The 20400-nt window shown below is 62.0% G+C and carries 21 protein-coding genes and 1 tRNA gene; 1 reads left to right on the top strand and 21 read right to left on the bottom strand.

All coding sequences use genetic code 11. The features are described 5' to 3' along the window. Position 1: 1 nt before the first annotated feature. The 17 genes from nuoN to tpiA all read right to left on the bottom strand — a co-directional run bounded on the left by nuoN (position 2) and on the right by tpiA (position 15953). Complete coding sequence (gene nuoN, locus ACPT9U_RS08695) at positions 2 to 1471, bottom strand: NADH-quinone oxidoreductase subunit NuoN (RefSeq protein WP_435750616.1); 1470 nt, start codon at positions 1469 to 1471, stop codon at positions 2 to 4. Positions 1472 to 1521: 50 nt separating this feature from the next. Beyond that, entirely contained in the window at positions 1522 to 3003 is a 1482-nt protein-coding gene (locus ACPT9U_RS08690; RefSeq protein WP_418362815.1) for an NADH-quinone oxidoreductase subunit M, read from the bottom strand. 74 nt (positions 3004 to 3077) lie between these two features. Continuing rightward, positions 3078 to 5105: an NADH-quinone oxidoreductase subunit L gene (gene nuoL, locus ACPT9U_RS08685; protein ID WP_435750615.1), complete on the bottom strand. Its 2028-nt coding sequence runs from the start codon at positions 5103 to 5105 to the stop codon at positions 3078 to 3080. 12 nt (positions 5106 to 5117) lie between these two features. After that, positions 5118 to 5423: an NADH-quinone oxidoreductase subunit NuoK gene (gene nuoK, locus ACPT9U_RS08680; protein ID WP_002926502.1), complete on the bottom strand. Its 306-nt coding sequence runs from the start codon at positions 5421 to 5423 to the stop codon at positions 5118 to 5120. A gap of 63 nt (positions 5424 to 5486) precedes the next feature. After that, positions 5487 to 6092, bottom strand: a complete 606-nt coding sequence (locus tag ACPT9U_RS08675; protein WP_418362817.1) for an NADH-quinone oxidoreductase subunit J — start codon at positions 6090 to 6092, stop codon at positions 5487 to 5489. A gap of 32 nt (positions 6093 to 6124) precedes the next feature. Further along, positions 6125 to 6610 carry an NADH-quinone oxidoreductase subunit NuoI gene (gene nuoI / locus ACPT9U_RS08670; RefSeq protein ID WP_435750614.1) on the bottom strand — a complete coding sequence of 162 codons (486 nt, stop codon included), beginning with the start codon at positions 6608 to 6610 and terminating at the stop codon, positions 6125 to 6127. A 7-nt stretch (positions 6611 to 6617) separates the two neighbouring features. Further along, the gene (gene nuoH, locus ACPT9U_RS08665) at positions 6618 to 7667 is read right to left on the bottom strand and encodes an NADH-quinone oxidoreductase subunit NuoH (protein WP_435750613.1); all 1050 of its coding nucleotides are present in this window, start codon (positions 7665 to 7667) and stop codon (positions 6618 to 6620) included. Next, a complete protein-coding gene (gene nuoG, locus ACPT9U_RS08660; RefSeq protein ID WP_435750612.1) occupies positions 7667 to 10006 on the bottom strand; it encodes an NADH-quinone oxidoreductase subunit NuoG in 2340 nt (779 codons plus the stop codon). Before nuoG ends, nuoH begins: the two co-directional genes overlap by 1 nt. Beyond that, positions 10000 to 11304 carry an NADH-quinone oxidoreductase subunit NuoF gene (nuoF, locus tag ACPT9U_RS08655; protein ID WP_435750628.1) on the bottom strand — a complete coding sequence of 435 codons (1305 nt, stop codon included), beginning with the start codon at positions 11302 to 11304 and terminating at the stop codon, positions 10000 to 10002. Before nuoF ends, nuoG begins: the two co-directional genes overlap by 7 nt. 11 nt (positions 11305 to 11315) lie before the next feature. After that, positions 11316 to 11795: an NADH-quinone oxidoreductase subunit NuoE gene (gene nuoE / locus ACPT9U_RS08650; protein WP_435750611.1), complete on the bottom strand. Its 480-nt coding sequence runs from the start codon at positions 11793 to 11795 to the stop codon at positions 11316 to 11318. A 61-nt stretch (positions 11796 to 11856) separates the two neighbouring features. Continuing rightward, complete coding sequence (locus ACPT9U_RS08645) at positions 11857 to 13110, bottom strand: NADH-quinone oxidoreductase subunit D (protein ID WP_435750610.1); 1254 nt, start codon at positions 13108 to 13110, stop codon at positions 11857 to 11859. Beyond that, entirely contained in the window at positions 13103 to 13708 is a 606-nt protein-coding gene (locus ACPT9U_RS08640) for an NADH-quinone oxidoreductase subunit C (RefSeq protein WP_435750609.1), read from the bottom strand. Before ACPT9U_RS08640 ends, ACPT9U_RS08645 begins: the two co-directional genes overlap by 8 nt. 14 nt (positions 13709 to 13722) lie before the next feature. Continuing rightward, positions 13723 to 14199: a NuoB/complex I 20 kDa subunit family protein gene (locus tag ACPT9U_RS08635; protein ID WP_002926530.1), complete on the bottom strand. Its 477-nt coding sequence runs from the start codon at positions 14197 to 14199 to the stop codon at positions 13723 to 13725. 3 nt (positions 14200 to 14202) lie between these two features. Further along, positions 14203 to 14577, bottom strand: coding sequence for an NADH-quinone oxidoreductase subunit A (gene ndhC / locus ACPT9U_RS08630; RefSeq protein ID WP_138861751.1), 375 nt, complete (start codon positions 14575 to 14577; stop codon positions 14203 to 14205). 105 nt (positions 14578 to 14682) lie between these two features. Continuing rightward, positions 14683 to 14767 (bottom strand) — tRNA-Leu (locus ACPT9U_RS08625). Between the two features lie 64 nt (positions 14768 to 14831). Further along, positions 14832 to 15182 (bottom strand): preprotein translocase subunit SecG, encoded by a 351-nt coding sequence (secG, locus tag ACPT9U_RS08620; protein ID WP_418363346.1) that lies wholly within the window; start codon positions 15180 to 15182, stop codon positions 14832 to 14834. Between the two features lie 33 nt (positions 15183 to 15215). Further along, positions 15216 to 15953 (bottom strand): triose-phosphate isomerase, encoded by a 738-nt coding sequence (gene tpiA, locus ACPT9U_RS08615; protein WP_435750608.1) that lies wholly within the window; start codon positions 15951 to 15953, stop codon positions 15216 to 15218. 300 nt (positions 15954 to 16253) lie between these two features. Here tpiA and ACPT9U_RS08610 point away from each other — a divergent pair, with 300 nt between their 5' ends. Then, on the top strand, positions 16254 to 16490 hold the full coding sequence (locus ACPT9U_RS08610; protein ID WP_435750607.1) for a DUF2789 domain-containing protein: 237 nt from the start codon (positions 16254 to 16256) through the stop codon (positions 16488 to 16490). A gap of 84 nt (positions 16491 to 16574) precedes the next feature. On the opposite strand, the gene pstB is transcribed toward ACPT9U_RS08610, so the two are convergent. The 4 genes from pstB to pstS form a co-directional block, all read right to left on the bottom strand. After that, on the bottom strand, positions 16575 to 17339 hold the full coding sequence (gene pstB / locus ACPT9U_RS08605; RefSeq protein ID WP_435750606.1) for a phosphate ABC transporter ATP-binding protein PstB: 765 nt from the start codon (positions 17337 to 17339) through the stop codon (positions 16575 to 16577). 59 nt (positions 17340 to 17398) lie between these two features. Further along, on the bottom strand, positions 17399 to 18241 hold the full coding sequence (gene pstA / locus ACPT9U_RS08600) for a phosphate ABC transporter permease PstA (protein ID WP_418362827.1): 843 nt from the start codon (positions 18239 to 18241) through the stop codon (positions 17399 to 17401). Positions 18242 to 18253: 12 nt separating this feature from the next. After that, a complete protein-coding gene (gene pstC, locus ACPT9U_RS08595; RefSeq protein WP_435750604.1) occupies positions 18254 to 19216 on the bottom strand; it encodes a phosphate ABC transporter permease PstC in 963 nt (320 codons plus the stop codon). A gap of 108 nt (positions 19217 to 19324) precedes the next feature. Continuing rightward, complete coding sequence (gene pstS / locus ACPT9U_RS08590; protein WP_418362829.1) at positions 19325 to 20365, bottom strand: phosphate ABC transporter substrate-binding protein PstS; 1041 nt, start codon at positions 20363 to 20365, stop codon at positions 19325 to 19327. Positions 20366 to 20400: the final 35 nt, after the last annotated feature.

Raw genomic sequence — 20400 nt, 5'->3', positions numbered from 1 at the left:
TTCAGAGCGATGCGAGCAGCGCGTAGGCGCATACCGACATCAGCATCTGCGGCATCAGGCCAAGCCCTGCGATTGCGAGGCCGTTGGCCGACAGCATGACGCGAACTTCGGCCGGCGCGCGGATGGGCGAAGCGTCGACGGGCTGATCAAAGTACATCAGTTTGACCACGCGCAGGTAATAGAACGCCCCGATCACCGACATCACCACCGCCAGCACCGCCAGCCAGAAATACCCTGCAGCGACAACGGCCTGCAGCACCGACAGCTTCGCGAAGAACCCGATGAAGAAGGGCACGCCCGCCATCGAGAACATGACGAACAACATCATCAGCGCGTACCACGGACTGCGCTTGTTCAGGCCCTTGAAGTCTTCGACGTTTTCGGCCTCGAAGCCCGCGCGGGACAGCAGGATGACCATGCCGAAAGAGGCCAGGCTCATGATCACATACGCCACCGCGTAGAACATCGCCGAGCTGTAGGCGTTGAGCGCGAACTGGCGATCCCCTTCCACTACGCCGGCGAGCAGCCCCAGCAGCACGAAGCCCATATGCGAGATCCCCGAATACGCCAGCATGCGCTTGATGTTCTGCTGCGCGATCGCGGCCAGGTTGCCGAGCACGATCGAGGCGCCAGCGACCAGCATGAGCATCATCTGCCATTCCTGGGCGAGATCGAACAGCGCCCAGATCAGCAGGCGCACCGCCATCGCAAACGCAGCAAGCTTCGGCGCCGTTGCAATGACCAGGGTGACCGCGGTCGGTGCGCCCTGATAGACGTCCGGAACCCACATGTGGAAGGGCACCACACCAAGCTTGAAGCTGATGCCCGCAACCAGGAACACCAGGCCGAACATCAGCACCGTGGTATTGGCGGTCTGGTTGTGCAGGGACTGCGCAATGGCCGAGAACTCGAGCGTACCGGTGGCACCGTACACCATCGACATCCCGTACAGGAGTAGGCCGGAGGCGAGCGCACCGAGCACGAAGTACTTCATCGCCGCTTCAGTCGAGCGCGGAGAATCGCGGTCGAAGGCGACCATCGTGTACAGCGCGAGCGACATCATCTCGAGGCCGATGTACATCGGCAGCATGTGGTTGGCGGTAACCATCACCATCATGCCCAGGGTCATCAGCAGCGCGAGGATGTAGTACTCAGGCTTGTCGAGCTTGCGGTCGGCCATGTAGCCGCGCCCGTACAGCAGCGCCACGGCCGTGGAGCCGTAGATCATCAGCTTCAGGAAGTCGCCCATCAGGTCGCTGATGAAGAGATTGCTGAAGGTGTAGACCACTTCGCCATCCATCGTAAAGATGGTGATGAAGGCCGCCACGATCAGCGTCGCCTGCGTCAACAGGTAGGACAGGTTGCGTGCAATGCTGCGCGCGAAGGTGCTCGCCAGCATGATCACCAGCGTCATCACGGCAACGAAGATCTCGGCCGCTGCGGGGTAGAAGTCGGGAACGACGAAATTCATCTTCTGACCAGTCCGTTAAGTGTCTCTATTGCGCCAGCGCCAAGCAGCGCTCAGAGCTTGCTCACGGCAACATGCCGCAGGAGTTCGTTGACCGAGGCATGCATCACTTCGGTGAACGGGAAGGGGTACAGACCCATCGCCAGCACGCAGAACGCAAGCACTGCAAGGAAGGCGAACTCGCGCCCGTTGATGTCGGTGAGCTCGGCCACATGCTTGTTCGCAACCTTGCCGAAAACGACGCGCTTGTACATCCACAGCGAGTAGGCCGCGCCGAGGATCAGGGTCGTGGCTGCAACGAAGCCGATCCAGAAGTTGTATTGCACCGCGCCGAGCACCACCATGAACTCGCCCACGAAGCCAGAAGTGGCGGGTAGCCCTGAGTTGGCCATCGCAAACAGCATGAAGAAGGCGGCAAACTTCGGCATGGTGTTCACCACCCCGCCGTAGTCGGCGATCTGGCGCGAGTGCATGCGGTCGTACAGGACACCGATGCAGAGGAACATTGCGCCGGACACGAAACCGTGCGAGATCATCTGTACCAGGGCGCCTTCCACGCCGAGCGGGTTGAAGATGAAGAAGCCCAGGGTGACGAAACCCATGTGCGAGATCGACGAATACGCCACCAACTTCTTCATGTCCGCCTGGACGAGGGCGACGAAGCCGATGTACACCACCGCAATCAGCGACAGCGTGATCACCAGCGGCGCCAGTTGCTGCGCGGCGTCGGGCACGATCGGCAGGGAGAAGCGCAGGAAGCCATAGGCGCCAAGCTTCAGTCCGATCGCCGCCAGCACCACCGAACCGCCCGTGGGCGCCTCGACGTGTGCATCGGGCAGCCAGGTGTGCACCGGCCACATCGGGACTTTGACACCGAAAGCCACGAGGAAGGCGAGGAAAATCAGGATCTGCGGCTCGATCGGGAGCGGCAATTGGTGCCAGTCGAGGATGCTGAAGCTGCCACCGGACTGCATGAACAGGTACAGCAGTGCGATCAGCATCAGCAGGGAGCCGAGCAGCGTGTAGAGGAAGAACTTGATTGCGGCGTACACGCGGTTCGCGCCACCCCAGATGCCGATCACGAGGTACAGGGGGATCAGCGAGGCCTCGAAGAACACATAGAACAGCACGCCATCGAGCGCAGAGAAGATGCCGTTCATCAGGCCCGACATGATCAGGAAAGCCGCCATGTACTGCGCTACCTTGTCCTGGATCACCTGCCAGCCTGCGACCACCACGAGGATGGTGATGAAGGCATTGAGGATCACGAACAGGACCGACAGGCCATCAACGCCAAGGTGGTAGTTGATGTTGAAGCGCGGCACCCACGCGGTCAGTTCGACGAACTGCATGGCGCTGGTCGTCACGTCGAAGCCCGTATAGAGCGGAATCGTCACGACGAAGCCAGCCACCGCGACCGCGAGAGCGAGCATGCGCGCCATCGGGGCATTGCGATCCGAGCCGGTCGCGAGCACCAGCAGGCCACCGAGGATCGGTACCCAGATCGCCAGACTGAGGAGAGGAATGTCCGTCATCGTTGCTTTCCGTTCAGTGCGCCGCGCACGGCGCGTTCGATCTTGTTATGTGTTTCGGCATCGGGATGTGCCGCTCAACCCTTGTTGAACCAGTAGGTGAGCAGGATGAACACGCCGATGATCATCATGAAGGCGTATTGGTACAGATGGCCGGTCTGGAACAGGCGCGACATCTGCGCGACCCAGCCAACCAGCTTCGCCGAGCCGTTCACCATGACCCCGTCGATCAGCCCCTGATCGCCGGCCTTCCACAGGCCCTTGCCGAGCGCACGCGCACCACCCGCGAAGAAGATCTCGTTGAAGCGGTCGAAGTAGTACTTGTTCTCCAGCAGGGTGTGGATCGGCTTGAACTTCTGCTGGATCGCCGCCGGGATGTCGGGGCGCTTCATGTAGAAGAACCAGGAAAGCGCAACGCCACCCAGCGCGAGCCAGAACGGTGCCGTCTGCAGGCCGTGGATCGCCATCGCGACCGGCCCGTGGAAGCTGGCCGCAAGTTCCTTCAGGCCGGCGTGGTTGTCACCGACGAAGATCACGTCCTTGAACCACCCGCCGAACAACATCGGATCGATGGTGAAGAACCCGATCAGCACCGAGGGGACGGCGAGCAGGACCAGCGGCACGGTGACCACCCAGGGCGACTCGTGCGGCTTCTGGCCCGGCGCGAGACCGTGGTGATGGTCCGCCGACGGCTCCTCGTCGTCATGGTCGCCGTGGTGGTCGTGATGGGCGTGGTTATGCGCCTTGCCGAAGCGCTCCTCGCCGTGGAAGACGAGGAAATACATGCGGAAGGAGTAGAACGCGGTCACGAACACGCCGAGTAGCACGCAGAACAGCGCGTAGCCGGAGCCTGCGATCTCGGACGCATGCACCGCTTCGATGATCGAGTCCTTCGAATAGAAACCCGAGAACAACGGAAAGCCGATCAGGGCCAGCGAACCGAGCAGCGAGGTGATCCAGGTGATCGGCATGTACTTGCGCAGGCCGCCCATGTTGCGCATGTCCTGATCGTGGTGCATGCCGATGATCACCGAGCCCGCGCCGAGGAACAGCAGCGCCTTGAAGAAGGCGTGCGTCATCAGGTGGAACACCGCCGCAGAGTAGGCTGACACGCCGAGCGCGACGGTCATGTAGCCGAGCTGCGACAGCGTCGAGTACGCGACCACGCGTTTGATGTCGTTCTGCACGATGCCAAGGAAACCCATGAACAGCGCGGTGGTGGCGCCGATGACGAGCACGAAGGACAGCGCGGTATCGGAGAGCTCGAACAGCGGCGACATCCGCGCCACCATGAAGATACCCGCGGTAACCATGGTCGCGGCGTGGATCAGCGCCGAGATCGGGGTCGGGCCTTCCATCGAGTCGGGCAGCCACACGTGCAGCGGGACCTGGGCCGACTTGCCCATCGCACCGATGAACAGGCAGATGCAGATCGCGGTGAGCAGCGGCCAGCCGGTGACAACCATCTCGGTCGCGGAAAGCGCCTGCGCCTGGGCGAACACTTCCTGGTAGTTGAGGCTGCCGGTGTGGGCCGCGATCAGACCGATGCCGAGCAGGAAGCCGAAGTCACCCACGCGGTTGACCAGGAAGGCCTTCATGTTGGCGTAGATGGCCGTCGGACGTTCGTACCAGAAGCCGATCAGCAGGTAGGACACCAGGCCCACCGCCTCCCAGCCGAAGAACAGCTGCAGGAAGTTGTTCGACATCACCAGCATCAGCATGGAGAAGGTGAACAGCGAGATGTAGCTGAAGAAACGCTGGTAGCCGGGGTCCTCGGACATGTAGCCGATCGTGTAGATATGCACCATCAGGGATACGAAGGTGACGACCAGCATCATCATCACGGTCAGCGAATCAATCTGGAAGCCGACCTCGAAGTCGATGCCGCCCGCCTGCATCCAGGTGTAGACCGTGCCGTTGAAGGTATTCCCCGCAGCTACGTCCTGATAGATCACCACCGAGGCGACGAATGCGATCGCCACGCCGAGGATGGTGACGATGTGCGCCCCCGCCCTGCCGATCTGCTTGCCGAACAGGCCCGCAAGGATCGCGCCGGCCAGCGGCGCCAGCGGCACGAGGAGATAAAGTGCTTTCATGTCCGTCATCGTGACGCTTCCTTAACCCTTGAGGCTGTCCAGATCATCCACATGGATCGTGCGCATGCTGCGGAACATCACGATCAGGATCGCGAGGCCAATCGCGGATTCGGCCGCTGCGACGGTGAGGATGAAGAAAACGAAAACCTGGCCTGCGATATCGCCGAGGTAATGCGAGAAAGCGACAAAGTTCATGTTCACCGACAGCAACATCAATTCGATGGCCATCAGAAGCACGATCAGGTTCTTCCGGTTGAGGAAGATCCCGACCACGCTGATCGCGAACAGGATCGCGCCCAGGATGAGGAAATGGGAAAGCGAAAGCATCAGTGACCCCCTGATCGCACCTGCCCCCGGCAGGTGCGGTTCTTGTTTTGCGCAGCTACGATGTCAGTCCTGCTTCTCGGCCTGCATCTTCACGAGTTCGACACGACCTTCACGCGTGACCGAAACCTGCTGGGAAGGCTGGATGTACTTCAGCCCCTTGCGCTTGCGAAGCGTCAGCGCAACCGCTGCCACCATCGCCACCAGCAACACCAGCGAAGCGAGCTCGAAGGCATAGACGTAGTCGGTGTAGAGCACACGGCCGAGTTCGCGCGTGTTGCTGTAGGTCTCGGCCGCGGCCGGAGGCGCCGGCATCGCGTCCAGGCCGAAGTAAGGCCCACCGAGGATCATCACCATCTCGACGAGCATCAGCACGCCAACCAGTGCCCCCACCGGCAGATAGCTCCAGAACCCCTCACGCAGGCGGTCCAGGTTGATGTCCAGCATCATCACCACGAACAGGAACAGCACCATCACCGCGCCCACATAGACCATGACGAGCGTGATGGCGAGGAACTCTGCCTGCAACAGCAGCCACAGGCCGCCGGCGTTGAAGAAAGTCAGCACCAGATACAGCGCTGCATGCACCGGATTTCGGGCGGTGATCACCTTCAGTGCCGCGAACACCATGATCGCGGCTAGAAAGTAGAAGACGAAGGTCTTGAATTCCATGTTCTCGGCTGTGGCGCTCGCGCGCCCTCCCCTTAGCGGTACTTGGCGTCCTGTTCGCGGTCGGCGGCGATCTGCGCCTCGTGACGATCCCCCACTGCCAGCAACATCTGCTTGGTGTAGTAGAGATCGCCGCGCTGCTCACCGTGGTACTCGAGCACGCGCGTCTCCACGATCGCATCAACCGGGCACGCCTCCTCGCAGAAACCGCAGAAAATGCACTTGGTCAGATCGATGTCGTAGCGCGTGGTGCGACGCGATCCGTCGTCCCGCTGCGCGGACTCGATCGTGATCGCCATTGCCGGACAGATGGCCTCGCACAGCTTGCACGCGATGCAGCGCTCTTCACCGTTCGGGTAACGGCGCAGGGCGTGCAAACCGCGGAAACGGTTGCTCTGCGGAGTCTTTTCTTCCGGATACTGGATCGTGATCTTGCGCTGGAAGAAATGCCGTCCGGTCAGGGCCATGCCCTTGACGAGTTCCTTCAGGAACAGACTGCCGATGTAATCCTTGGCATCCATGGTCTTCTCAACTCCAGATCGACAACGGCGACATCATCCAGACCGCCACCACCAACACCCACACCAGGGTGACGGGAATGAACACCTTCCAACCAAGACGCATGATGTGGTCGTAGCGGAAGCGCGGGAAGGTGGCACGCGCCCACAGGAACAGCAGCAGGATGAATGCCGTCTTCACCGCCAGCCAGTGGAAGCCGTCGGGCAGGAAGCCCACGGGCGAGAGCCATCCGCCAAGGAACAGGACCGCGGTCAGGATGGAGACCAGGATCATGTTGGCGTATTCGGCGAGGAAGAACAGCGCGAACGCCATACCCGAATACTCGACCATGTGTCCGGCAACCACCTCTGCCTCGCCTTCGACCACGTCGAACGGGGCGCGGTTGGTTTCGGCGATGCCGGAGATCACATACACGACGAACATCGGGAACAGCGGCAGCCAGTTCCAGGAGAGGAAGCCCAGACCCATGTCGGCGAAACGTCCCTGGGACTGAGACATCACGATGTCGGTGAGGTTGAGGCTGGCCGAGATCAGCAGCACGCAGATCAGTGCGAAGCCCATCGCAACTTCGTAAGACACCATCTGTGCCGCCGCACGCATGGCGCCGAGGAAGGGATACTTCGAGTTCGATGCCCAGCCCGCGACGATCACGCCGTACACCTCGAGCGAAGTGATCGCGAGCAGGAAGAGCAGCCCTGCATTGACATTGGCGAGCACGAGCCCGTCATCGAAGGGTATGACCGCCCAGGCGGCCAGCGAAGGCGCGATGGCAAGGATTGGGCCCAGGATGAAGAGCCCCTTGCTTGCCCCGCTCGGGACGATGATTTCCTTGAACAGCAGTTTCATGCCGTCCGCGATCGGCTGCAGCAGACCCATCGGGCCGACCCGGTTGGGGCCGATCCGCACCTGCATGAAACCGATCACCTTGCGCTCGGCCAAGGTCAGGTACGCCACGCAGATCATCAACGGGGCGATGATCGCGACGATCTTGATCAGCGTCCAGATCGCCGTCCAGCTCGGGCCGAAGAAATCGGCTACGGGTTGAAGCATCGAATCCATCAGACACGCTCCACGCTGAGGTCACCGCTCAGCGCGCCAAGCGCGGCGGTCGAGGGATGCGCTGCGGCCACGCGCACGCAGCCTTCGGCAAGGCCGCTGTCGGCCACAAGAACCAGTTCGACGCTGCCACCACCCTGCGTCACCCGCACCCGATCTCCGTCGCTGAGGCCGAGGGCCGCAATGGTCGCCGGTGCGATGCGCGCCACGGGTGCGGCTGCATCACGCGTTTTCTGCAGCGAAGGCGCACGACGCACGATCGGATCGGCGAAGTGGATCGGGACATCGGCCACGCGCTCGACCCTGGAGTTTTCACCCAGCGCCGCATTGACCACGATGCCACGCAGTTCGTTGTCCAAGCGTGCCGGAATGTCACCACCGAGCGCTTCGGCGCGCACGGCTTCCGAGTCGCCGTACTCGAAGCCTTCGAGGGCGAGCAGGTTGCCCAGGACGCGAAGCACCTTCCAGCCCGGCCGCGCCTCACCCAAGGGACGGGCAACCGCGGTGAAGCTCTGTGCCCTGCCCTCGGTGTTGACGAAGGTTCCGGAGGTTTCGGTAAAGGGCGCGATCGGCAGCAGCACGTCGGCCACCTCGCGCAACGCGGGCGAGTCGAAGGCGCTCATCGCGACGACGAGCTGCGCCGCGCGCATCGCTGCGAGCGTGGCGACCGGGTTGGCAAAATCGAGATCGGGTTCGGCGCCGAGCAACACGTAGGCCTTGCGCTGCTGTTCGATCATCGCGGCGGCGTTCAGGCCATCCTCGCCCGGCACGGCGCGGGCAAGATAGCCGCCAACGCTGTTGGCAGCTTCTCCGATGACGCCGAAGCTGCCACCGGAAATGCGCGCGATCTCCTGCGCCAGGGTCTGCAATTCGCTGTAGCGCTCGTGCTGGACGGCCAGGTTGCCGAGCCACACCGCTACCTTGCGGCCGCTGGCCAGGCTCTGGGCGATCGCCCGGGCGTCATCGGAAACGTCCACCGGCAGTTTGCCCTGCAGCGCGGTACTGACCTCGACACCCTTCTCCTGCGACAGCGCGACCACCACTTGGGCCATGACGGCAACCATCGCCGACGGTGCGACAAGCGCTCGGTTGCGCACCGGGATCAACCATTGCTCGGCATTTGGCCCGATGGCGCTGACGTGCAGTCCCTTCTTTGCCGCCTGCCGCACGCGTTGCGCGAGGAGCGGTGCGTCCTTGCGCAGGAAGCTGCCGACCACGAGCAGTCGGGTGAGGTCTTTGACACCGGCGATCGGCATGCCCAGCCACGGCGCGCCAAGGCGATGCGTGTCGCAGCGGAAATCGGACTGGCGCAGGCGGAAATCGACGTTCTGCGAGCCGAGGCCGCGAACGAGCTTCTGCAACAGATGGAGTTCTTCGACCGTCGCGTGCGGCGAGCCAAGGGCACCAATCGCGGGGGCGCCGTGATCATGTGCGATCCCACGCAGTCCGTTGGCCGCGAACTCGAGCGCCGCCTGCCAGTCGACCTGCTTCCACTGCCCGCCCTGCTTGACCATGGGCGTGGTGAGACGCTGCTCACCGTTGAGCGCCTCATACGAGAAACGATCCTTGTCGGACAGCCAGCACTCGTTGACCTCTTCGTTCTCCAGCGGCAGCACGCGCTTGACCACATCGTGCTTGGTCTGGACGATCAGGTTCGCGCCCAGCGAGTCGTGCGGGCTCACCGATTTGCGGCGCGAGAGCTCCCAGGTGCGGGCAGCGAAACGGAAGGGTTTGGAGGTGAGCGCACCGACCGGGCAGAGGTCGATGATGTTGCCCGAGAGTTCGGAATCGACCGTCTTCTCGATGAAGGGCATGATCTCCGCGTGCTCGCCACGGAAGGCTTGGCCCAGTTCCATCTCGCCGGCGATCTCGGCGGTGAAGCGCACGCAGCGGGTGCAGTTGATGCAGCGCGTCATGTCGGTGGAGACGAGCGCACCGAGGTTCTTGTTGAAGACGACGCGCTTTTCTTCCTGATAGCGCGAAGCGGTGGAACCGTAACCGACCGCGAGATCCTGCAGCTGGCACTCGCCGCCCTGATCGCAGATCGGGCAGTCCAGCGGGTGGTTGATGAGCAGGAACTCCATCACCCCCTTCTGCGCCTTCACGGCGAGCTCGGAGTGTGACCACACCTTCATGCCATTGGTGACCGGGGTCGCACAGGCCGGCAGCGGCTTGGGCGCCTTCTCGACCTGAACCAGGCACATGCGGCAGCTCGCCGCGATGGAGAGTTTCTTGTGGTAGCAGAAATGCGGGATATACACCCCGGCGACCGAGGCGGCATCCATCACGGTGCTGCCGTCCTCGACCTGGATCTGCTTGCCGTCGATTTCGATCTCTAGCATGACGGGCTCACGTAGATTTGACTGCCTGCGCGCTGCACTTCGGGCGGCACGAGGCACTTCTTGTTTTCGATGTGGTATTCGAACTCGCTACCGAAGTGCTTGACGAAGCTCTGTACCGGCATGGAAGCCGCATCACCCAGCGCACAGATGGTGCGCCCCATGATGTTGGTCGTGACCGAGTTCAGCAGGTCGAGGTCGTCCGGACGGCCAAGGCCGTTCTCGATACGGTGCACCACGCGATACAGCCAGCCTGTGCCTTCGCGACAAGGCGTGCATTGACCGCAGGATTCCTCGAAATAGAAATAGGACAGCCGCTCGAGCGCCTTCACCATGCAGGTGGTCTCGTCCATGACGATGACCGCGCCTGAGCCGAGCATCGACCCGGCCTTGGAGATGGAGTCATAGTCCATCGTGCAGTCCATCATCACCGCACCCGGCACCACCGGCGCGGAGGACCCTCCCGGGATCACCGCCTTGAGCTTGCGACCGCCGCGCATCCCGCCTGCCATCTCGAGCAGTTCGGAGAACGGCGTGCCGAGCGGGATCTCGTAGTTGCCCGGGCGATTGACATGCCCCGACACCGAGAACAGCTTCATGCCGCCATTGTTCGGCTTACCGAGGTTGAGGAAGGCCTCGCCGCCCATGTTCATGATGAACGGGACGGAGGCAAAGGTCTCGGTGTTGTTGATCGTGGTCGGCTTGCCGTACAGGCCGTAGCTCGCCGGGAACGGCGGCTTGAAGCGCGGCTGCCCCTTCTTGCCCTCGATCGACTCGAGCAGGGCGGTTTCCTCGCCACAGATGTAGGCACCGTAGCCGTGATGCGCGAACAGTTCGAAGGAGAAGCCGGAACCCAGGATGTTCTGCCCGAGCAGGCCCGCCTCGCGCGCTTCGGCGAGCGCCTCCTCGAAGCGCTGGTACACCTCGAAGATCTCGCCGTGAATGTAGTTGTATCCGCGTGCAGCACCCATCGCATAAGCTGCGATGATCATGCCCTCGATGACCGAATGCGGGTTGTAGCGCAGGATGTCACGGTCCTTGAAGGTTCCCGGTTCGCCCTCGTCCGAGTTGCAGGCGAGGTACTTGTCGCCCGGGAACGAGCGCGGCATGAAGCTCCACTTGAGTCCGGTCGGAAAACCCGCACCACCACGGCCGCGAAGCACCGAGGACTTGAGCTCGGCGATGATGGCGTCCTGCGTGACCTTCTCGCCGATGATCTTCTTCAACGCCGAGTAGCCGCCGCGGGCGACGTAGTCCTGGAGCCGCCAGGTGCGGTCGCCGTCACAGCCGGCGAGAATCATTCCTTGCGTGCTCATTTCTTGTCCAGGTCGGCCAGGATCTGGTCGATCTTCTCGGTGGTCATCCAGCTGCACATGTGATGGTTGTTCACCAGCAGCACCGGGGCATCGCCGCACGCACCCATGCATTCACCTTCCTTCAGCGTGAACTTGCCATCGGGCGTGGTCTCGTTGAAATCGATGCCGAGCTTCTGCTTCAGGTAGTCGGCGGCATGCACGCCGCCGGACAGCGCACAGGGCAGGTTTGTGCAGACCGTGATCTTGTGACGCCCCACCGGCTCCAGGTCGTACATGTTGTAGAAGCTCGCGACCTCGTAGGCTGCGATCGCCGGCATGCCGATGTACTGGGCGACGAACTCGATGAGCTCCTTCGGCAACCAGCCCTTTTCGACCTGCGCGATCCGCAGCGCGGCCATGACCGCGGACTGCTTCTGATCTGGCGGATATTTCGCGATCTCTCGATCGATCTGTTGCAGCGATTCCTGGCTCAGCATGTCGTCTTGATCTTCCGGATAGCCTGCCGATTCGTATTCGTGTGGTGCGTTCGCGGGGGGATCAGCGGTCGATCTCGCCGAACACCACGTCCATCGTGCCGATGATCGCCACAACGTCGGCAATCATGTGGCCACGCGCGAGTTCGTCCATCGCCGCGAGGTGCGCAAACCCTGGGGCACGCAGTTTCAGGCGATACGGCTTGTTCGCACCATCCGAAACCGCATACACCCCGAACTCGCCCTTCGGGTGCTCGACTGCAGCATAGACCTCACCCTTCGGCACATGGATGCCCTCGGAGAAGAGCTTGAAGTGATGAATCAGCTCTTCCATGTTCGACTTCATCGCCTCGCGCGAAGGCGGCGCAATCTTGTGGTTGTCGGTGATGACCGGACCGGGGTTCTTGCGCAACCAGTCGATACACTGGCGAATGATGCGGTTCGACTGGCGCATCTCTTCCATGCGGCACAGGTAACGGTCGTAGCAGTCGCCGTTCTTGCCAACGGGGATGTCGAAATCCAGCCGGTCGTAAACCTCGTAAGGCTGTTTCTTACGCAGATCCCACGCGATTCCGGAACCACGCAACATCGGGCCGGTGAATCCCCAGGCCAGCGCCTGCTCGGGCGAAACCACACCAATGCCGACCGTGCGCTGCTTCCAGATCCGGTTTTCGGTGAGAAGCGTCTCGTACTCGTCGCAATAGGTCGGGAAGCGGTTCGTGAAGTCCTCGAGGAAATCCAGCATCGAGCCTTCGCGCGCAGCATTGAGCTCGCGCACCGCCTTCTCGTTCTTGAAACGATTGGCCTCGTACTTCGGCATGCGGTCCGGCAGATCACGATAGACGCCACCGGGCCGGTAGTAGGCCGCGTGCATCCGCGCGCCCGAGACGGCCTCATAGGCGTCCATAAGGTCTTCGCGTTCGCGGAAGGTATACAGCACCATCGTCATGGCGCCGATGTCGAGCGCATGCGTGCCGATGTTGAGCAGGTGGTTCAGGATGCGGGTGATCTCGTCGAACATCACCCGGATGTACTGACCGCGCAACGGAACCTCGATGCCGAGCAGCTTCTCGATCGCCATGCAGTAGGCGTGCTCGTTGCACATCATCGACACGTAGTCGAGACGATCCATGTAGGGCACGGACTGCACCCAGGTACGGGTCTCGGCAAGCTTTTCCGTGCCGCGATGCAGCAGGCCGATATGCGGGTCGGCACGTTCGACCACCTCGCCATCCAGCTCGAGCACGAGACGAAGCACGCCGTGTGCCGAAGGGTGCTGCGGACCGAAGTTGATCGTGTAGTTGCGGATTTCAGCCATGGCCGACGTCCCCGTAATTCTCTTCGCGCACGATGCGCGGTGTGTTCTCGCGCGGCTCGATGGTGACCGGCTGATAGACGACCCTGCCCTGCTCGGGGTCGTAGCGCATTTCGACATGACCCGACACCGGGAAGTCCTTGCGGAATGGGTGGCCGACGAAACCGTAGTCGGTCAGGATCCGGCGCAGATCCGGATGGCCGGAATACAGGATCCCGTACAGATCAAAGGACTCGCGCTCGTACCAGTTGGCGGCTGGCCAGACCTCTGCCACCGAATCCACCACCGGGAAGGCATCTTCTTCCGCGAACACGCGGACGCGCAGGCGCTGGTTGTGCTTCACCGAGGTGAGATGCGCCACCGATGCGAAGCGTTTTCCCGCCCATGGCGCGTTGCCATAAGTGGAATAATCGACACCCGAAATGTCGATCAGCTGCTCGAAATGCAACTCGGCATGGTCGCGCAAGCGACGGCAGATGCGCAGGTATTCCGAGGCAGGCACCTCGATGGTGAGCTCACCCCGATCGAGCACCAGCGACCGGATGTGGTCGCCGAAGACTTCGCGCAGGGACTGGCTCAGGCGTTCAAGCTTGGCACTCATGTCTGGGACACCCCTCAGCGCGCGATCGTGTTCGTGCGCTTGATCTTGTTCTGGAGCTGGAGAATGCCGTAGATCAGCGCCTCGGCCGTGGGCGGACAGCCCGGCACATAGACGTCAACCGGCACGATCCGGTCGCAACCACGCACGACCGAATAGGAGTAGTGGTAGTAGCCACCACCGTTGGCACAGGACCCCATGGAGATCACCCAGCGCGGCTCCGACATCTGGTCGTAGACCTTGCGCAGCGCGGGCGCCATCTTGTTGCACAGGGTACCAGCGACGATCATCAGATCGGATTGACGCGGGCTCGGACGGAAAACCACCCCGAAGCGGTCCAGGTCATAGCGGGAACAGCCCGCGTGGATCATCTCGACCGCACAACAGGCCAGACCGAAAGTCATCGGCCAGAGCGAACCCGTGCGCGTCCAGTTGATGACCGCATCCAGCGAGGTGGTGACGAACCCCTCGCGAAATACGCCCTCAATGCTCATGCATTACTCCCAGTCGAGTGCGCCATTCTTCCACTCGACGATATAGCCAATTACCAGAATCGCCAGAAAGACCATGACCGATCCAAACACGAACCAGGCAATTTCACCGGCGGCAATAAACTCCTGGAAGACCGTCGCCCACGGGAAGAGAAAGGCGATTTCAAGATCGAACAGGATGAAAAGAATTGCGATCAGGTAATAGCGAACGTCGAACTTCATTCGGGCGTCTTCAAACGCCTCGAAGCCGCATTCGTAGGGAGAGTTTTTTTCTGAATCGGGACGATAGGGGGCAATCAGTCGCCCAAGAATGACGGGCGCAAGGCCAAAGCCAAGACCGACGAGCATGAACATCAGGACAGGAAAATAGTTTTCCAGCATGTCCAGAAACCCCCGTTTGCGTTGAACGGCATCATTGGCGCGCCGTCATTATTGTTTTTGCTGTTCTGCATGGAAACGCCCGCAGTTGCGGGCGCTTCCGGAATATGGTGCCGACGATGAGACTCGAACTCATACGGCTTTCGCCACTACCCCCTCAAGATAGCGTGTCTACCAATTTCACCACGTCGGCGCTTCACGTTGAAAGCCTCGTAATTATACGAGTTTTCCCTGACTGAGCAAAGCCAGGCGAGCAATTATTTCGGGATCGACTGGGCCGGCGAAGTATCCACCGGGGCCACAGGCTGCGACTCCACGGCCGGCGCGACCTGAGCACCTTCCATCACGCTCGAGGGCGCAGCAGGCTTGTTGCTGGCGAGGAAACTGAGACCCAGACTCGTCAGAAAAAAGACCGTTGCAAGCACGGCGGTCGTGCGGCTGAGGAAGTTCGCCGAACCCGATGCGCCGAACAGGCTACCCGATGCACCGCCGCCGAACGCAGCCCCCATGTCGGCCCCCTTGCCGTGCTGCACGAGCACCAAGCCGATGACACCAATGCCGACGAGCACATGAACCGTCAGCACGAGAGAAAAAAGATAATCACCCATCTCAAACCCTGAATTAAACCCAACGTTGAACAATCAAACCGCATCCGCCGCAGCGCGACAGATGGCCATGAAATCCTCCCCGATCAGCGACGCCCCGCCGATCAACCCGCCATCCACATTTGGCACCGCGAACAGCGCAGCGGCATTCTCGGGCTTGAGGCTACCACCGTAAAGGATGCGGACCTCGTCCCCGGCGATACCGTTCGCCTCGAGCCAGGCGCGGATGTCGCCATGCACCGCGGCGACCTGCTCGACGCTCGCCGAGCGCCCCGTGCCGATCGCCCACACGGGTTCATAGGCCACGACCACCTTTCGCATCGAAGCCCGCCCAAGCACATCGAACACCGCGCCGAGTTGCCGGCCAATGACCGACATCACTTCACCCGCCTCGCGCTCGGCCAGCGTCTCGCCAACGCACACCACGGGAACCATGCCGTGCGCAAGCACTGCAACGGCCTTGCGCCCGACGAGCGCGTCGCCCTCACCGAACAGCGCACGGCGCTCCGAGTGACCTACGATCACGTAGCTGCAGCCGAACTCGGCGAGCATCGCCGCGCTGACCTCGCCGGTATAGGCACCCTCCTCGAACTCGCTCACATCCTGCGCGCCGAGCGCCAGACCCTCGGGGCGCTTCTGCAGTTGCGCCAAATAGGGAAAAGGCGCGCAGATGACCATCTCGACGCCCGATACGGCTGACAGCGAGCGCAGAAGCTCGCGGTTGGCAGCGAGGCTGCCGTTCATCTTCCAGTTGCCGGCGACGAGCCTGGTCATTTGTCGAATCATGCGATCGGGGATAAACCGCAGGATTATAGGGCTGCCGGCGCCGATGCTGCAAATGCAGGCCGCGCGAGCACAAGCCAACCGACCCCGCGAGCCAGCCGCATCGGCGCATCAAAGTGCCTGCCCAGCCACGAAGCACGCGGGGACCAACACCGACCGCCCGGTTTGCCTCGGCGCACGACGCGAACCATACTGGAAAAAGTACGCTCGAGCATCCGTGGAGGACTCAAGCCCCGGCCCGTGACACTCCGCAGTCTCTCTTCCGATCTCACACACCCGAAGGAGCAGCCCATGGAAAAGCCGATTCACGTATTCAGCGACCTGTTCGCACAACTCGGCCTGCCGAACGATGCGGCCTCGATCGAGTCCTTCATCCGCACGCACGCACCACTCGCCGAAGCCGTCAAGCTCTGCGATGCACCGTTCTGGACCACGGCCCAAGCTGCCTTCCTGCGCGAACAACTGGCGAATGACGCTGACTGGGCAGAGCTCGTAGATCAACTCAGCGTGGCACTGCGCGGGGGCTGAAACCACTGCGGGCGCGAATGGGGCTGCCCTCCCACCCGCGCCCGCCGGCCACGTGGACGCCCCGCGGGGCGTGCGCTCACCCGGTCAGCCGAAGCGCCCGGTGATGTAGTCCTCGGTTTCCTTTTTCTTCGGTTTCACGAACAGTTCGTCGGTCACGCCGAACTCGACCATCTCGCCCAAGTACATGTAGGCGGTGTAATCGGAAATCCGCGCCGCCTGCTGCATGTTGTGGGTCACGATGACGATGGTGAATTCTTCCTTCAGCTCGTCGATCAGTTCCTCGATGCGGGCTGTCGAGATGGGGTCCAGCGCCGAGGTCGGCTCGTCGAGCAGGATCACCTCAGGCTTGACTGCAATGCCGCGCGCAATGCAAAGACGCTGCTGCTGACCGCCGGAGAGACTCATCCCGCTCTGGTTGAGCTTGTCCTTGACCTCATCCCACAGGGCGGCCTTGCGCAGCGCCCATTCAACGCGCTGGTCCATGTCCTTGCTCGACAGCTTCTCGTGCAGCTTCACTCCGAACGAGATGTTGTCATAGATGGACATCGGAAATGGCGTCGGTTTCTGGAACACCATGCCGATCTTGGCGCGCAGCACACTCACGTCGATCTCCGAGGCCAGCAGGTTGCGGCCATCGAACAGCAACTGCCCTTCGGCGCGCTGCTCGGGATAGAGGTCGTACATGCGGTTGATCGTGCGCAGCAGCGTCGATTTGCCGCAGCCCGAGGGACCGATGAACGCTGTGCACTTGTGCCGCGCCATCTTGAAATTGATGTTCTTCAGCGCGTGAAACTTGCCGTAGTAGAAGTTGAAGTCCTTGAACTCGATCTGCGCGTCGTTGATTTCCATTCTCTTCTCCAATCCCGGTCCGCCGTCGCGGCGGGCGCGGATTGCATGCGGCCAATGCCTTAGTTGATCTTCTCGGCGCGCAGGAAAACGCGCGCGATGATGTTGAGTACGAGCACGCCCATGGTGATCAGGAACACGCCTGCCCAGGCCAGTTCCTGCCAGTTGGTGAAGGGGCTCATGGCGAACTTGAAGATGGTCACCGGCAGGTTGGCCATCGGTTCGTTCAGGTCGAGCGTCCAGAACTGGTTGGACAGCGCCGTGAAGAGCAAGGGCGCGGTCTCGCCCGCGATACGTGCAACGGCAAGCAGCACTCCCGTCAGCACCCCTGCTCGTGCCGCTCGCAGCGTGACCTTGGAGATCACCACGCTCTTGGGTGCGCCGAGCGCGAAGGCGGCCTCACGCAGCGTGTTGGGGATAAGCTGGAGCATGTTCTCGGTCGTGCGCACGACCACGGGCAACACGATCAGGGCGAGCGCAATCACGCCTGACCACGCCGAGAACTTGCCCGTCTGCGCCACGACCACAGCATAGACGAAGAGGCCAATCACGATCGAGGGTGCCGACAGCAGCAGGTCGTTGATGAAACGCGTGGTCGCCCCCAGCCAGTGGTAGCGCCCGTACTCAGCGAGATACACCCCGGCCAGGATGCCGATTGGGGTCCCGAGCAGAGTCGCGAGCACGACCAGCACCAGACTACCGACGATCGCATTGAGCAGGCCACCCGTTTCCGCCCCCGGCGGCGGCGTCATCTCGGTGAAGAGGCTCACCGACAGCCCGGAAAGACCCAGTTCGAACACCGTCCACAGGATCCAGGCCAGCCAGAAGAGACCGAACGCCATCGCCGAAAGGGACAGCGTCAATGCGAGCCGGTTGGTGAATTTGCGTCTTGCAAGCAGGTTCATGTTCGTTCTCGCTCAGGTCTTCGCACCCTCGCCCTTGGCGAGCTTGAGCAGCAGCAGTTTGGACACGACGAGCACGACCAGGGTGATGAAGAACAGGATCAGGCCCAGCTCCATCAGCGCGGCGGTATGCAGGCCGGGATCGGCTTCGGCGAACTCGTTCGCCAGCGCCGAGGTGATGCTGTTGCCCGGCGCAAACAGCGAGGCCGAGTTGAGGAAGTTCGTGTTGCCGATGACGAAGGTCACCGCCATCGTCTCGCCCAGCGCCCGGCCCAGGCCGAGCATCACGCCACCGATCACGCCGGTCTTGGTGTAAGGGAGCACCACGCCCCACATCACCTCCCAGGTCGTGCAGCCCACGCCGTAGGCCGACTCCTTGAGCATCGGCGGCGTCACTTCGAACACGTCCCGCATCACCGAGGCAATGTACGGAATGATCATGATTGCGAGGATGATGCCGGCAGAGAGCAGACCGATACCCAAAGGCGGTCCGGCGAACAGATGGCCAATCAATGGCAACTGGCCGAGCGAGGACTGCAGCGCGGGCTGAATGTACTTGGCGAAGATGGGGGCGAACACGAGCAGACCCCACATGCCATAGACGATCGATGGGATGGCGGCGAGCAACTCGATCGCCGTGCCGAGCGGGCGGCGCAGCCATACGGGCGCGAGTTCGGTCAGAAAGAGTGCAATGCCGAAGCTGACCGGCACGGCGATCAGCAACGCGATCACCGACGTCACAATGGTGCCGTAGATCGGGATCAGCGCCCCGAACTCTTCCATCGGCGGATTCCACGCATCGGAGAACAGAAAGCCGATGCCAAAGGCCTGGATGCTCGGCCAGGAGGCAAAGACGAGGGCGATGATGATGCCCGCAAGCAGGATCAGGGTCAGCCAGGCGAAGGACTTCGCCATGCCGCCGAACACCTTGTCGGCGAGCTTGCTCGACGCCGGAGATTTGAACTCGGTCGTTCGCATTTGATTACCAGAGCGGGCGGCATCACCGCCACCCGCGTAAAGATCACCGCCAAAGGCCCCATGGGCCTTTGGCTGAGCACTGGGTTGAGCCACGCGTGCGGACCCGGATTACTTGGCCTGATACACAGCCGCGCCATCCGCGCCCTTCATTCCACCCCACGAGGCACGGATGAGATCTACCGTTGCCTTCGGCATCGGGATGTACTCAAGTTCGAGCGCCATATCACCGCCATTCTCGTACGCCCAGTCGAAGAACTTCAGCACTTCGGCTGCCTGCGCGGGCTTGTCCTGCACCTTATGCATCAGGATGAAGGTGGCACTGGTGATCGGCCACGACTTTGCACCCGGCTGATTGGTCAGGATCTCGTAGAACGCAGACTTGGACCAATCCGCACCCTCGGCGGCCGCAGCGAAGGTTTCATTGCTCGGCGCGACGAACTGACCGTCCTTGTTCTGCATGTTGGTGTGCGACAGCTTATTCTGCTTGGCATAAGCGTACTCGACGTAGCCGATCGAGCCAGGCAGACGCTGCACGAAGGCAGAAACCCCCTCGTTACCCTTGCCACCCAGACCCACCGGCCACTGCACCGCGGTGCCTTCACCAATCTTTTCCTTCCACTCGGCCGAGACCTTCGAAAGGTAGTTGGTGAACACGAAGGTGGTGCCAGAACCGTCTGCACGGCGCACGACGCCGATATCCTGGTCGGTGAGGCCTACGTCCGGGTTCAACGCGACGATGGCCGGATCGTTCCACTTGGTGATCTTGCCCTGGTAGATCTGAGCCAGAACCTCGCCGGTGAGCTTCATCTCACCAGGCTCGACGCCTTCGATATTGACCACGGGCACCACCGCACCGATCACGGTCGGAAACTGCTGCAGACCGCCTTCATCGAGCTTCTCAGGCTTGAGCGGCATGTCCGAGGCACCGAAGTCGACCGTCTTGGCACCGATCTGGCGAATGCCGCCGCCGGAGCCGATCGACTGGTAATTCACACGGTTGCCGGTCGCCTTCTGGTATGCATCCGCCCACTTGGCGTAGATCGGCGCCGGGAAGGACGCACCTGCGCCGGTGATGTCCGCAGCGTGGGCGTTGAGGCCGATGAATGCGGTGGAGAACGCGGCGAGTGCAAACTTGGTGGAAAAACGCATGGTCACTACCTCGGGTTGGAAGACTGAGCCCGTAA

This window comes from Thauera sp. AutoDN2, assembly GCF_051280715.1.
Lineage (GTDB): Bacteria > Pseudomonadota > Gammaproteobacteria > Burkholderiales > Rhodocyclaceae > Thauera.
This window is presented reverse-complemented; position numbering and strand designations above follow the sequence as displayed.